The sequence below is a fragment of the Sporosarcina sp. E16_8 genome, from assembly GCF_017347095.1.
Classification (GTDB): domain Bacteria; phylum Bacillota; class Bacilli; order Bacillales_A; family Planococcaceae; genus Sporosarcina.
In genome coordinates, this window is record NZ_JADPRZ010000007.1 from 113,314 (window position 1) to 128,376 (window position 15,063).

At 42.9% G+C, this 15,063-nt stretch carries 11 protein-coding genes and 1 other annotated feature; all 11 genes read left to right on the forward strand.

The window, feature by feature from the left end; genetic code table 11:
* Positions 1-29: 29 nt before the first annotated feature.
* A complete protein-coding gene (gene rplA / locus I2484_RS08170; protein ID WP_207150548.1) occupies positions 30-731 on the forward strand; it encodes a 50S ribosomal protein L1 in 702 nt (233 codons plus the stop codon).
* 42 nt (positions 732-773) lie between these two features.
* Positions 774-920 (forward strand) — a sequence feature (ribosomal protein L10 leader region).
* A gap of 32 nt (positions 921-952) precedes the next feature.
* Positions 953-1,453, forward strand: coding sequence for a 50S ribosomal protein L10 (gene rplJ / locus I2484_RS08175; RefSeq protein WP_207150549.1), 501 nt, complete (start codon positions 953-955; stop codon positions 1,451-1,453).
* A gap of 67 nt (positions 1,454-1,520) precedes the next feature.
* Positions 1,521-1,880: a 50S ribosomal protein L7/L12 gene (gene rplL, locus I2484_RS08180; protein ID WP_207150550.1), complete on the forward strand. Its 360-nt coding sequence runs from the start codon at positions 1,521-1,523 to the stop codon at positions 1,878-1,880.
* Between the two features lie 154 nt (positions 1,881-2,034).
* Positions 2,035-2,637 (forward strand): class I SAM-dependent methyltransferase, encoded by a 603-nt coding sequence (locus tag I2484_RS08185; RefSeq protein WP_207150551.1) that lies wholly within the window; start codon positions 2,035-2,037, stop codon positions 2,635-2,637.
* 231 nt (positions 2,638-2,868) lie between these two features.
* Positions 2,869-6,402 carry a DNA-directed RNA polymerase subunit beta gene (gene rpoB, locus I2484_RS08190; RefSeq protein ID WP_207150552.1) on the forward strand — a complete coding sequence of 1,178 codons (3,534 nt, stop codon included), beginning with the start codon at positions 2,869-2,871 and terminating at the stop codon, positions 6,400-6,402.
* Between the two features lie 129 nt (positions 6,403-6,531).
* Positions 6,532-10,119 (forward strand): DNA-directed RNA polymerase subunit beta', encoded by a 3,588-nt coding sequence (gene rpoC / locus I2484_RS08195; RefSeq protein ID WP_207150553.1) that lies wholly within the window; start codon positions 6,532-6,534, stop codon positions 10,117-10,119.
* 145 nt (positions 10,120-10,264) lie between these two features.
* Positions 10,265-10,513: a ribosomal L7Ae/L30e/S12e/Gadd45 family protein gene (locus tag I2484_RS08200; RefSeq protein WP_207150554.1), complete on the forward strand. Its 249-nt coding sequence runs from the start codon at positions 10,265-10,267 to the stop codon at positions 10,511-10,513.
* Positions 10,514-10,615: 102 nt separating this feature from the next.
* Positions 10,616-11,038, forward strand: coding sequence for a 30S ribosomal protein S12 (rpsL, locus tag I2484_RS08205; protein WP_067204730.1), 423 nt, complete (start codon positions 10,616-10,618; stop codon positions 11,036-11,038).
* 69 nt (positions 11,039-11,107) lie between these two features.
* Complete coding sequence (rpsG, locus tag I2484_RS08210; RefSeq protein ID WP_186671426.1) at positions 11,108-11,578, forward strand: 30S ribosomal protein S7; 471 nt, start codon at positions 11,108-11,110, stop codon at positions 11,576-11,578.
* Between the two features lie 50 nt (positions 11,579-11,628).
* Positions 11,629-13,707, forward strand: coding sequence for an elongation factor G (gene fusA / locus I2484_RS08215; protein WP_207150555.1), 2,079 nt, complete (start codon positions 11,629-11,631; stop codon positions 13,705-13,707).
* A gap of 129 nt (positions 13,708-13,836) precedes the next feature.
* Positions 13,837-15,024, forward strand: coding sequence for an elongation factor Tu (tuf, locus tag I2484_RS08220; RefSeq protein ID WP_207150556.1), 1,188 nt, complete (start codon positions 13,837-13,839; stop codon positions 15,022-15,024).
* Positions 15,025-15,063 lie beyond the last annotated feature (39 nt).

Genomic DNA, 15,063 nt, shown 5'->3' on the forward strand with positions numbered 1-15,063 from the left:
TAAAACCACAATCGAGGAGGAAATTTTAAATGGCTAAAAAAGGTAAAAAGTTCACAGAAGCTGCAAAGCTAGTTGAACACATGAAAGCATACGGCGCTGCTGAAGCGATCGAACTTGCGAAAAAAACAAGCACAGTTAATTTCGACGCAACAGTCGAAGTTGCATTCCGTCTTGGAATCGACACTCGTAAAAATGACCAACAAATCCGTGGGGCAGTTGTACTTCCAAACGGTACTGGTAATACTCAACGCGTTCTCGTTTTTGCTAAAGGCGAAAAACTTAAAGAAGCTGAAGCTGCTGGTGCAGACTATGCAGGAGATGCGGAATATATCGCTAAAATTCAATCAGGTTGGTTCGACTTTGACGTTATCGTTGCAACACCTGACATGATGGGTGAAGTAGGGAAAATTGGTCGTGTTCTTGGGCCAAAAGGACTTATGCCTAACCCGAAAACAGGAACAGTAACATTTGACGTAGCGAAAGCTGTAGCAGAAATCAAAGCTGGTAAAGTTGAATACCGTGCGGACAAAGCTGGAATTATCCACGCTCCAATCGGAAAAGTTTCATTCGACGATGCTAAACTTGCGGAAAACTTCGCAACTGTTTTTGAAACTGTTCTAAAAGCGAAGCCAGCTACTGCAAAAGGAACATACATGAAGTCGGTTAACATTACGACAACAATGGGTCCTTCTGTAAAAGTTGATCCTTCAAGCGTAGTAGTTAATAAATAATATTGACAAACAGATAATCTTTTGATAAGATGACTCTTGTTGTGAATATAATCATTTGTACCGTAGACAGCAGGAGCGCATGCGCTTAAATATTCCTGCCGAGGACAAGACGCTCTTTTTCTTTTAAAAGATGACGACTTTTCAGCCCTCAGTCTACTTCTGTAGATTGAGGGCTTTTCATATCGGTATAAGTGACCCAAACTTTTTTAGGAGGTGTCCAAATGAGCACAGTATTAGAAGCTAAACAAGCAGTAGTTGGTGAAATTACTGATAAGTTGAAATCAGCAGCTTCTGTTGTTGTTGTCGACTACCGTGGTCTGACTGTAGGTCAAGTAACGGAACTTCGTAAACAACTTCGTGAAGCAGGTATTGACTTCAAAGTTTATAAAAACTCGATGTCACGCCGTGCTGCTGAAGCTGCAGGACTTGAAGGGTTGAGCGAACACCTAACGGGCCCTAATGCAATTGCATTTTCAAATGAAGACGTTGTTGCTCCTGCAAAAATCCTTAACGATTTTGCAAAGAAAAACGACAAGCTTGAAATTAAAGCTGGCGTAATCGAAGGCGTACTTGCATCAGAAGCAGACATTAAAGCATTGGCGGAACTTCCGTCACGCGAAGGTCTACTATCTATGCTTCTCAGCGTACTTCAAGCTCCAATGCGCAACTTTGCGCTTGCAACAAAAGCAGTTGCAGAGCAAAAAGAAGAACAAGGCGCTTAATAAAGCAGCCTGAAATACCACTTGCGGGTTAAGCCCGACAAAAAAAGAATATTAGGAGGAAATTATAATGACTAAAGAAAACATCCTTGAAGCGATCAAAGAAATGACAGTACTTGAACTTAACGACCTTGTAAAAGCAATCGAAGAAGAATTTGGCGTAACTGCTGCTGCACCTGTTGCAATGGCTGGTGCTGGTGCTGCTGTTGAAGAGGAGCAAACTGAATTCGACGTAATTCTTACTGCTGCTGGACAAGAGAAAATCAAAGTTATCAAAGCAGTTCGCGAAATTACAGGCCTTGGCTTGAAAGAAGCGAAAGCAGTTGTTGATGAAGCTCCAAAAGCAATCAAAGAAGGCGTATCTAAAGACGAAGCTGAAGAAATCAAAGCGAAGCTTGAAGCTGTAGGCGCAGGTATTGAAGTTAAGTAATTTTTGAATAATGAAGAAAAGCTTGTCGGATTTGGGCGAGCTTTTCTTCGTTTTTTTATCTGGACTTGTGACAAACAGGTCATTTAACCGATAGTGTACGTAAGCTATCTTATTTTTTTGCGTTTCAAGTCTCTATACGAGGGGGAAGACTGTTATGTCTGAACATTACTACTCGGAAAATCCGAAAGTGAAGAGTAATCCGAAAGAATGGTCTGCAGAGTTACGTGGAAAAACATTCCGATTCAAGACGGATGCTGGCGTGTTTAGTAAAGGTGAAGTGGATTTCGGTTCGCAACTCTTGGCTGAGGCTTTTATCATACCGGAAACGGATGGTTTAATTCTTGATATTGGTTGTGGCTATGGTCCGATTGGTTTATCGATTGCCGCATCTTTTCCGGAACGGAGCATTCACATGGTTGACGTGAATGAACGTGCACTCGCTCTTGCTGCGCATAATGCAAAACAAAACGGCATTTCAAATGCAGAGATTTATCCAAGTGATGCATTATCCGATGTCACGGCAGAGGGGTTTGCTGCAATTTTGACGAATCCGCCTATCCGTGCAGGAAAAGAGACGGTATTCAAGTTTTACGAAGGCGCTTTTTCGAAACTTAAAGTTGGCGGTGAGTTGTGGATCGTCATCCAAAAGAAACAGGGTGCACCTTCGACGATAGATTGTTTAACAGGGCTTTTTGGTAATGTTGAGACAGTCGTAAAGAAGAAGGGTTATTATATTTTAAGAGTCGAAAAAAATTGACTCGATAGTTTTGATATGGTAATGTTATAAAATGCATAAATTATTATAGTGCGGTCGTATGCCCTTTTGCATGAATAATGGAAATGAAAGGCATACTGACAATGTATAAAAGATGGTAAAACCGAAAATGAGCTCTTGCCAGAACTCGTTTTCTTTTTGTTTTTTTCGATATCATACACTATTTTTGTGGTTTCGCAAAGAACTAATATTGTTTTATAAGGGGTGAAAGAGTTGACAGGTCATCTAGTACAGTATGGTCAACACCGTCAGCGGAGAAGTTTCGCACGGATCAGCGAAGTGCTCGATCTGCCGAATCTGATTGAAATCCAGACGGCATCTTATGAGTGGTTCTTAGAAGAAGGACTGCTGGATATGTTCCGCGATATTTCTCCGATTCAAGACTTTACGGGAAATTTATCGTTGGAGTTCATCGATTATACTCTTGGGGATCCTAAATACCCTGTTGAGGAATCGAAAGAGCGTGATGTAACGTTTGCAGCTCCGCTACGTGTAAAAGTACGTCTCCACAATAAAGAGACGGAAGAAGTAAAAGAGCAGGATGTCTTTATGGGTGATTTTCCGCTCATGACAGAAAACGGTACATTTGTTATTAATGGTGCGGAGAGGGTAATTGTCTCCCAGCTTGTCCGGTCTCCAAGTGTTTATTACAGTGACAAAACGGACAAAAATGGTAAACGTGGTTTCGGGGCAACTGTTATTCCGAATCGCGGTGCTTGGCTTGAATATGAAACAGATGCAAAAGATGTTGTTCACGTCCGTATTGATCGGACACGTAAGTTGCCGGTTACGGTACTCCTTCGTGCACTCGGATTCTCATCCGACCAGGAAATCATTGATTTAATCGGTGATAATGAGTATCTGCGCAACACACTTGAAAAGGACAACACTGAAAGCTCTGAAAAAGCATTGCTTGAGATATACGAACGCCTTCGCCCGGGTGAACCACCAACACTAGATAGCGCGAAGAACCTTTTGTTCTCACGATTTTTCGATGCGAAACGGTATGATTTAGCGAATGTGGGTCGCTATAAGATGAATAAGAAGCTTCATGCACAAAATCGCTTGTTCAACCAGGTTGTTGCTGAAACACTTGTCGACCCTGAAACTGGTGAAATACTGCTTGAAAAAGATCAACTCATCGATCGCCGTGCATTGGACCGTCTTCTTCCGCATTTGGAAAAAGGAATCGGTTTCGAAGAGATTACTCATGCAAGTGGAGTTCTTGACGAAAAAATAACAATTCAGTCCATCAAAATTTATTCTCCGAAAAGTGAAGAAAAACAAGTAATCAACGTAATATCGAACGCATATGTAGATGATTCTATCAAGCATGTAACGCCGGCAGATATCGTTGCTTCAATTAGTTATTTCTTCAACCTTCTTCATGGCGTTGGTAATACGGATGATATCGATCATCTCGGTAACCGTCGTCTGCGTTCAGTAGGTGAACTTCTTCAAAACCAGTTCCGTATTGGGCTTTCTCGTATGGAACGTGTCGTAAAAGAACGTATGTCTATTAATGATACGCAGTCAATCGTACCTCAGCAGTTGATTAATATTCGTCCTGTTATCGCATCAATTAAAGAGTTCTTTGGTAGTTCACAACTTTCTCAGTTCATGGATCAGACGAATCCGCTTGCCGAATTAACACATAAACGCAGGCTGTCTGCACTAGGACCTGGTGGTTTGACAAGGGAACGTGCAGGAATGGAAGTACGTGACGTGCATTACTCCCATTACGGACGCATGTGTCCAATTGAAACGCCAGAGGGACCGAATATTGGACTGATTAACTCACTCTCTACGTTTGCGAAAGTGAATAAGTTTGGATTTATTGAAACACCATATCGGAAAGTTGACCCTATCTCTGGTCGCGTTACTTCTAGAATCGATTACTTGACTGCGGATGTAGAGGATAACTATGTCGTAGCACAAGCAAACGCAATACTTGCAGAAGATGGTTCTTTTGTTAATGAAGGAGTCGTCGGTCGTTTCCAAGGAGACAACACTGTCTTTAAACGTGAACAGATTGACTACATGGATGTTTCGCCTAAACAAGTAGTTTCTGCGGCAACAGCATGTATTCCTTTCTTAGAGAATGATGACTCCAACCGTGCCCTTATGGGAGCGAACATGCAACGTCAAGCAGTCCCTCTTCTCAATCCAGAATCACCATTTGTAGGAACTGGTATGGAACACATATCAGCACGCGATTCGGGTGCCGCTGTACTTGCGAAGTTTGACGGAATTGTCGAGCATGTCGAGGCTAGAGAGATTCGTGTTCGTCGTATTGAAACAGTTGATGGAAAAGAAGTTAAAGGCGATCTTACAATATATCGTCTTGAAAACTTTATCCGTTCGAACCAAGGGACATGTTATAACCAACGTCCAATTTGTAGTGTAGGGGATCGCGTTAAACCTTTTGATATTCTTGCAGATGGTCCTTCAATGGAGCAAGGAGAGCTAGCGCTTGGTCGCAACGTCTTGATGGCATTTATGACATGGGACGGCTACAACTATGAAGATGCAATAATCATGAGCGAACGTCTTGTAAAAGATGATGTCTATACTTCGGTCCATATCGAAGAATACGAATCTGAAGCAAGGGATACGAAACTTGGTCCTGAAGAAATTACGCGCGATATTCCGAACGTGGGTGAAGATTCGCTACGTAACTTGGATGACCGTGGAATCATTCGTATCGGAGCCGAAGTTCGTGATGGTGATATTCTTGTCGGCAAAGTGACTCCTAAAGGTGTAACTGAACTGACTGCTGAAGAACGACTTTTACATGCAATTTTCGGTGAAAAAGCACGTGAAGTCCGTGATACATCCCTCAAAGTACCGCATGGCGCTGGTGGGATTGTGTTAGACGTGAAAGTGTTTAATCGTGAAGATGGCGATGAATTGCCACCGGGCGTTAACCAATTGGTCCGCGCATACATCGTCCAAAAACGGAAAATTTCCGTTGGGGACAAAATGGCAGGACGTCATGGAAACAAAGGGGTTATTTCCCGCATCTTACCTGAAGCGGATATGCCTTATTTACCGGACGGCACGCCAATTGACCTAATGCTTAACCCACTTGGTGTTCCATCACGTATGAACATCGGACAGGTATTAGAAATGCACCTTGGTATGGCGTCTCGTACCCTTGGCATCCATATGGCGTCACCTGTATTTGATGGGGCGAACGAACGGGATGTTTGGGAAACGATGGAAGAAGCCGGGATGGACCGTGATGGAAAAACTATTCTGTATGACGGTCGTTCAGGAGAAGCTTTCGATAACCGTGTATCAGTCGGTGTCATGTATATTATCAAACTGGCCCACATGGTCGACGATAAGCTTCACGCTCGTTCAACAGGACCATATTCACTCGTCACACAACAACCACTGGGCGGTAAAGCTCAGTTCGGTGGACAACGTTTCGGTGAGATGGAAGTGTGGGCACTTGAAGCCTATGGAGCAGCTTATACGCTTCAAGAGATTCTTACTGTTAAGTCGGATGACGTCGTAGGACGCGTGAAGACGTACGAAGCGATTGTTAAAGGTGAAAGTGTTCCACAACCAGGTGTTCCAGAATCCTTTAAAGTTCTTATAAAAGAACTTCAAAGTCTTGGTTTAGATGTTAAGATGCTGTCGATTGATTTTGAAGAAATCGAGTTACGCGATCTTGATGAAGACGATGATATGCAACCAACAGATGCTTTGAATCTTATAAAAGAAAATCAGCCTGTTTGAGTAGCCTAGTGAATGATATAAATGAATCCGGGGGAAAATCAACATTTTCCCCCTTCTCTTTTGAATATAAAGTGTGCGCTTGCTCGGAAAAGCCAATTGCAGCGATAAGACTAGAGGGAGGTAGGCTCCTTGATAGATGTAAACAATTTTGAGTATATGAAGATAGGGCTTGCTTCATCTGATAAGATCCGTTCATGGTCATATGGTGAAGTAAAAAAGCCGGAAACAATTAACTACCGAACTTTGAAACCCGAAAAAGATGGTCTGTTCTGTGAACGTATTTTTGGACCTACAAAAGATTGGGAATGTCATTGCGGGAAGTATAAACGCGTTCGTTATAAAGGCGTCGTTTGTGACCGTTGTGGAGTAGAAGTGACGCGTCAAAAAGTCCGTCGTGAACGTATGGGACATATTGAACTAGCAGCTCCAGTAACACATATTTGGTACTTCAAAGGAATTCCAAGCCGAATGGGCCTTATCCTTGATATGACACCACGTGCTCTGGAGGAAATTATCTATTTCGCGTCTTATGTAGTCGTTGATCCTGCGGATACTCCGCTTGAAAGAAAGCAACTGCTTTCCGAACGCGAATACCGTATCTACCGCGAAAAGTATGGTTCTAAATTCCAAGCGCTTATGGGCGCTGAAGCAATTGAACGTCTTCTTGCAGCTATCGATCTTGAAAAAGAGATGGAGTTCTTGAAAGAAGAATTGAAAACTGTTCAAGGGCAACGTCGTACGCGTGCAATCAGACGCCTAGAGGTTGTTGAAGCATTCCGTAACTCGGGCAATAAGCCTGAATGGATGGTTCTTGAAGTGTTACCAGTCATCCCGCCGGAGCTTCGCCCGATGGTACAACTTGATGGTGGACGATTTGCAACATCCGACTTGAACGACCTGTACCGAAGGGTCATCAACCGGAACAACAGATTGAAACGCCTATTAGATTTAGGAGCACCAGGGATCATTGTTCAGAATGAGAAGCGGATGCTGCAAGAAGCAGTCGATGCGCTCATTGATAATGGTCGTCGTGGCCGTCCGGTTACAGGACCTGGTAACCGTCCACTTAAATCCCTTTCTCATATGCTGAAAGGTAAGCAAGGACGCTTCCGTCAAAACTTACTAGGAAAACGTGTTGACTATTCTGGTCGTTCCGTTATCGTTGTTGGACCTAACCTGAAAATGTATCAGTGTGGTCTGCCGAAAGAAATGGCGATTGAACTGTTTAAACCGTTTGTTATGAAAGAACTCGTTGAACGTGGTCTTGCGCACAACATTAAGAGTGCCAAACGTAAAATTGAACGCCTTCATTCAGAAGTATGGGACGTTCTTGAAGAAGTCATCAAGGAGCATCCGGTCCTATTGAACCGTGCCCCGACTCTTCACCGACTTGGTATTCAAGCATTCGAACCAATCCTTGTAGAAGGACGTGCGATTACGCTTCACCCACTCGTTTGTACAGCTTATAACGCTGACTTTGATGGTGACCAAATGGCAGTCCACGTTCCGTTATCCGCAGAAGCACAAGCGGAAGCGCGTCTACTTATGCTAGCAGCACAAAACATTTTGAACCCGAAAGACGGAAAACCAGTCGTTACGCCTTCACAGGATATGGTTTTAGGAAACTATTACCTTACACTGGAACGTATAGGCGCGTCAGGAGAAGGTAGCTCATTCCGTGATGCGGATGAAGCACTAATTGCTTATCATAACGGTCACGTGCATCTTCATTCGCGTATCGCTGTGCAGGCAAGGTCTCTCAATAACCCTACTTTCACAGAGGAACAGAATGCCAAACTTCTTATAACAACAGTCGGAAAAGTGATTTTCAACGAGATTTTGCCGAAATCGTTCCCGTATATTAACGAGCCGTCAGACTTCAACTTGCAAATTGAAACACCAGACAAGTATTTTGTTTCTGGGACTGTCAATATAAGAGAACATGTTGCTGAACAGGAATTGATCGAACCATTTAAGAAAAAAATCCTTGGAAATATCATTGCGGAAATCTTCAAACGTTTCCATATTACAGAAACGTCAAGAATGCTTGACCGTATGAAAAATCTTGGATTCAAATACTCTACTCGTGCAGGAATTACAATTGGTATATCCGATATTGTCGTCTTGCCGAATAAAGATGCAATCTTGAGTGAAGCACAAGAAAAAGTGGATAAAGTGTTGCAACAGTTCCGTCGTGGTCTCATTACAGAGGAAGAGCGATATGATCGCGTTATCTCTTACTGGAGCCATGCTAAGGATGTAATCCAAGACAAACTGATGGACTCACTTGACCACTCAAACCCGATTTATATGATGAGTGACTCGGGTGCCCGGGGTAACGCGTCAAACTTTACGCAGCTTGCTGGTATGCGTGGTCTGATGGCCAATCCGGCCGGCCGAATCATTGAACTACCAATCAAATCGTCATTCCGTGAAGGTCTGACGGTGCTTGAATACTTCATATCAACGCACGGTGCTCGTAAAGGACTTGCAGATACTGCTCTTAAGACGGCTGACTCAGGTTACTTAACACGTAGACTTGTCGATGTTGCACAAGACGTAATTGTCCGTGAAGATGATTGTGGTACAGATCGCGGATTGGATATCGGAGCACTTATGGATGGAACGGAAGTAATCGAAGGTCTGGATGAACGTATCGAAGGCCGTCACACGAAGAAAACGATTTATCATCCTGAAACAGGTGCTTTAATTCTTAAACGAGATGGCTTGATCACTGCTGATGCAGCTCGTGCCATTTTGGATGCAGGATTTGAACAAATAACAATCCGCTCTGCGTTCACATGTAATACGAAACACGGCGTTTGTAAACTATGTTACGGCATTAACTTGGCAACAGGTGAAACAGTTGAGGTTGGTGAAGCGGTTGGTATTATCGCTGCACAATCTATCGGTGAGCCGGGTACACAGCTTACAATGCGTACGTTCCATACAGGTGGAGTTGCAGGGTCTGACATAACGCAAGGTCTTCCACGTATCCAGGAAATTTTCGAATCACGTAATCCTAAAGGGGTTGCAGTTATTTCGGAAATCAAAGGTCAAATCATTGAAATTGATGAAATACGTGAAGGTCAAAAAGAAATTACGATTGAAGGCGAAGTAGAAACGCGGAAATATCTGACGCCATACAACGCCCGTCTAAAAGTTGATGTCGGTGATTTAATTGACCGGGGTGAAGTCATAACAGAAGGTTCTATCGATCCGAAAGAACTTATTGTTGTCAAAGACGTTGTTACCGTTCAAGTCTATCTATTGAAAGAAGTTCAAAAAGTTTACCGTAGCCAGGGTGTTGAAATTGGTGATAAGCACATTGAAGTAATGGTTCGCCAAATGCTTCGTAAGGTGCGTATCATCGAAGCAGGGGACACGAATCTATTGCCGGGTTCACTACTCGACATCCACCAATTCTCGGATGCAAATGCGGAAGTACTAAAAGTTAATAAAATTCCGGCGACTTGTCGTCCTGTTATTCTCGGTATTACGAAAGCTTCACTTGAAACGGAATCCTTCTTATCGGCAGCATCATTCCAAGAGACAACTCGTGTCTTGACGGATGCAGCTATCAAGGGGAAAACGGACGAGTTACTTGGCTTGAAAGAAAACGTTATTATCGGAAAACTAGTTCCGGCTGGAACAGGAATGCAGCGTTACCGTCATATTGTAATGGATCAAGAAAAAGAAAAAGCTACAACTAAGTAAGTTATGGTTCTGTAACTTAAACTGAAAACGGGGGAATACGAAAGTAACTCCCCCGCCTTTTCGTTTATGTGTTGACAGTTTACCTTACAGATGATAAAATACAAAAGGTTGATAGTTGGATGTCTGTACTTTGGAGGATATGGAAATGTCTTATGAAAAAGTCGAGCAGGCAAAGAAAACAATCATCGGTACAAAGCAGGCAGTGAAAGCAATCCGTGCAGGGATAGTGATAGAAATTATTATTGCGCAGGATGCAGAAGAACGGATTATTGCTCCAGTAATGGAGGAAGCCAGACTTCATGACATTCAAGTGACGTATGTTGATTCGAGGGAGAAACTCGGAAATGCATGTGGCATTCAAGTCGGTGCAGCTGTGGTTGTGATTACTGATTAATAGTTTTTGTGCATTGAAGCACAAAGACTTTGTTTTTACCCCAAAAATGAACCACCTGGATGTGTGGTCTTACAAAAAGAAGTTCGAAAGGAGGAATAACCGATGCCTACAATTAATCAATTGGTCCGTAAACCACGTAAATCAAAAGTGACGGGATCTAAATCACCAGCACTCGGAAAAAGCTATAACAGCTTCAAAAAGTCAATGACAAACGTAAACTCACCACAAAAAAGAGGTGTTTGTACGCGTGTTGGCACAATGACACCGAAGAAGCCAAACTCGGCTCTTCGTAAATATGCACGTGTACGCTTGACTAACCAATTGGAAGTCAATGCATACATCCCTGGTGAAGGCCACAACCTTCAAGAACACAGTGTTGTTCTACTTCGCGGAGGACGCGTAAAAGACTTACCAGGTGTTCGTTACCACATCGTTCGTGGAGCACTTGATACAGCTGGTGTAACTGGTCGTATGCAAAGCCGTTCTATGTACGGAGCTAAAAAACCTAAAGTTAAAAAAAGCTAATTAAAATAATCATGAATGATGGTTATTTAAGCGGAAAACGCTTAAAAACCTTGAAAGGAGGAATACAACATGCCACGTAAAGGCCCTGTTGCAAAACGTGACGTACTTCCGGATCCGATTTATAATTCGAAGCTCGTTTCACGTCTAATTAATAAAATGATGGTGGACGGTAAAAAAGGTACATCTCAGAAAATCCTCTATGGTGCGTTCGAGCTTGTGAAAGAACGTTCTGGGAAAGATGCACTTGAAGTATTCGAAGCGGCTCTTACTAACGTAATGCCAGTTCTTGAGGTTAAAGCACGCCGTGTAGGTGGAGCAAACTATCAAGTACCAGTTGAAGTACGTCCTGATCGCCGTACAACTCTTGGACTTCGTTACCTTGTTAACTACTCACGCACACGCGGAGAAAAAACAATGGTAGAACGTCTTGCGAATGAAATCCTTGATGCTTCTAACAACACTGGTGCTTCTGTGAAACGCCGTGAAGAAATGCACAAAATGGCTGATGCTAACAAAGCATTTGCTCACTATCGCTGGTAAGATTCAGCGATTCATTACTACTCTAATCCGAGACGGAAGGAGATCATATCATGGCTAGAAAATTCTCCTTAGAGAATACACGTAACATTGGTATCATGGCTCACATCGACGCTGGTAAAACAACAACGACTGAGCGAATCCTTTATTATACTGGTAAAATCCACAAAATCGGAGAAACGCACGAAGGTGCATCTCAAATGGACTGGATGGAGCAGGAGCAAGAACGCGGAATCACAATCACTTCAGCAGCTACAACTGCTGAATGGAAAAATCACCGCGTAAACATCATTGATACTCCAGGTCACGTAGACTTCACTGTTGAAGTTGAACGTTCACTTCGTGTTCTTGATGGAGCTGTAACGGTACTTGATGCTCAATCGGGCGTTGAACCGCAAACAGAAACAGTATGGCGTCAAGCGACTAACTACGGCGTACCGCGCCTAGTTTTCGTAAACAAAATGGACAAAACTGGTGCTGATTTCCTTTATTCTGTAGGTACACTTGTTGACCGTCTTGGAGCAAACGCTCATCCAATTCAATTACCAATTGGCGCAGAAGATACTTTTGCAGCAATTATTGATTTAGTTGAAATGAATGCAGTTTTCTACGAAGATGATACAGGTTTAAATGCTGAAATAAGAGAAATTCCAGAAGAATATCGTGCTCAAGCAGAAGAATACCGTGAAAAACTAATTGAAGCGGTTGCTGAATTCGATGAAGCTCTTATGAACAAATTCTTGGATGAAGAAGAAATTACAAACGTGGAAATCAAAAAAGCTATTCGTAATGCGACATTAGCTGTTGAGTTCTATCCGGTTGTATGTGGAACTGCTTTCAAAAACAAAGGTGTACAACTTGTTCTTGATGCTGTTATCGACTACCTTCCATCACCACTTGATATTCCGCCTATGAAAGGGACAGATCCTGATACTGACGAAGCTATTGAGCGTCACTCAGATGACTCTGAGCCGTTCTCGGCACTTGCTTTCAAAGTTATGACTGACCCTTATGTTGGTAAATTAACATTCTTCCGTGTGTATTCTGGTGTTCTTCAATCAGGATCATACGTACAAAACTCTTCTAAAGGTAAGCGTGAACGCGTAGGACGTATTCTACAAATGCATGCGAACTCTCGTGAAGAAATTTCTGAAGTACATTCAGGAGAAATTGCTGCTGCAGTTGGACTTAAAGATACAGGAACTGGCGACACACTTTGTGAAGCTGGTGCACTTATAATTCTTGAGTCAATGGACTTCCCAGAACCAGTAATTTCACTTTCTGTTGAACCTAAAACAAAAGCCGACCAAGATAAAATGGGTATGGCGCTTGCTAAGCTTCAAGAGGAAGACCCGACATTCCGTGCACATACAGACCAAGAAACTGGAGAAGTAATCATTGCTGGTATGGGTGAATTGCATCTTGACGTTCTTGTAGACCGCATGCGCCGTGAATTCAACGTTGAAGCTAACGTCGGAGCACCGCAAGTATCTTATCGTGAAACTTTCCGTTCTTCAGCGGAAGTTGAAGGTAAGTTCGTGCGTCAATCCGGTGGACGTGGACAGTTTGGTCACGTTTGGATTGAATTCTCTCCTAACGAAGAAGGAAAAGGATTCGAATTCATTAACAACGTTGTCGGTGGATCAGTTCCACGGGAATATATTCCTGCAGTAGAAGCGGGTATCCGTGATTCACTTAATAATGGTGTAATCGCTGGTTATCCTTTGATTGACATTAAAGCTCGTCTATTCGACGGTTCTTATCATGATGTCGACTCAAACGAAATGGCGTTTAAAATTGCTGCATCTATGGCATTGAAAAATGCTGTAGCAAAAGTTAACCCAGTTCTACTTGAGCCAATGATGAAAGTTGAAGTAATTATTCCTGAAGAGTATATGGGAGACATCATGGGCGATATCACTTCCCGACGCGGCCGCGTTGAGGGAATGGACGCGCGCGGTAACGCGCAAGTTGTTCGCTCTATGGTTCCACTTGCTAATATGTTTGGTTATGCAACATCTCTTCGTTCTAACACACAAGGACGCGGAAACTTCTCAATGTCATTCGATCACTATGAAGAAGTTCCGAAATCAGTTGGAGAAGAAATTATCAAGAAAAACAAAGGCGAATAATTTTTATTCTAGCCTGTTATCCATTAAATTAATGAATAGATAGATATGGGATGTTAGAGGGGGCCCCCTTTAGCACCTATATCTATATAAAAACAAAAAAACTTTTATATTCCGAGGAGGATTTCCATAATGGGAAAAGAAAAATTCGACCGCTCCAAGCAGCATGCTAACGTTGGTACAATCGGTCACGTCGACCATGGTAAAACTACACTAACTGCAGCAATCGCAACAGTTCTAGCAAAAAGACTAGGTGGAACTGCAGCATCTTATGCTGACGTTGATAACGCACCTGAAGAAAAAGAACGCGGTATTACAATCAATACTTCACACGTTGAGTATGAAACTGCAACTCGTCACTACGCGCACGTTGACTGCCCAGGTCACGCCGATTACGTTAAAAACATGATCACTGGTGCAGCACAAATGGACGGCGGAATCCTAGTTGTTTCTGCAGCTGATGGCCCAATGCCACAAACACGTGAGCACATCTTGCTTTCACGTCAAGTAGGTGTTCCACATCTAGTTGTCTTCATGAACAAATGTGACATGGTTGATGACGAAGAGCTTCTTGAGCTTGTTGAGATGGAAATTCGCGACCTTCTTTCTGAATATGACTTCCCTGGCGACGACATTCCTGTCATCAAAGGATCTGCTCTTAAAGCACTTGAGGGCGACGAAGCGTATGAAGATAAAATTATGGAACTTATGACTGCTGTTGATGAGTATATCCCAACACCACCACGTGATACTGAAAAACCATTCATGATGCCTGTTGAGGATGTATTCTCAATTACGGGACGTGGAACTGTTGCTACTGGTCGCGTTGAGCGTGGAGTAGTTAAAATCGGTGATGTTGTTGATATCATTGGTATTGTTGAAGAGCCAAAAGCTACAACTGTAACAGGTGTAGAAATGTTCCGTAAACTTCTTGACTATGCAGAAGCTGGCGACAACATTGGTGCACTACTTCGTGGGGTATCACGTGATGACATCCAACGTGGGCAAGTTCTTGCTAAACCAGGAACTATTGTTCCACACACGAAATTCACATCTGAAGTTTATGTTCTTTCAAAAGAAGAGGGTGGACGTCATACTCCATTCTTCTCTAACTACCGTCCACAGTTCTACTTCCGTACAACTGACGTAACTGGTGTTATCGAACTTCCTGAAGGCGTAGAAATGGTTATGCCTGGGGATAACATTGAAATGACAATCGACCTAATTGCTCCAATCGCTCTTGAAGAAGGTACGAAGTTCTCTATCCGTGAGGGTGGACGTACTGTAGGCGCTGGCGTTGTAGCAAACATCCTTAAATAATAATTCTTTCTTAAAACCCGCCCTTTGTGGCGGGTTTTT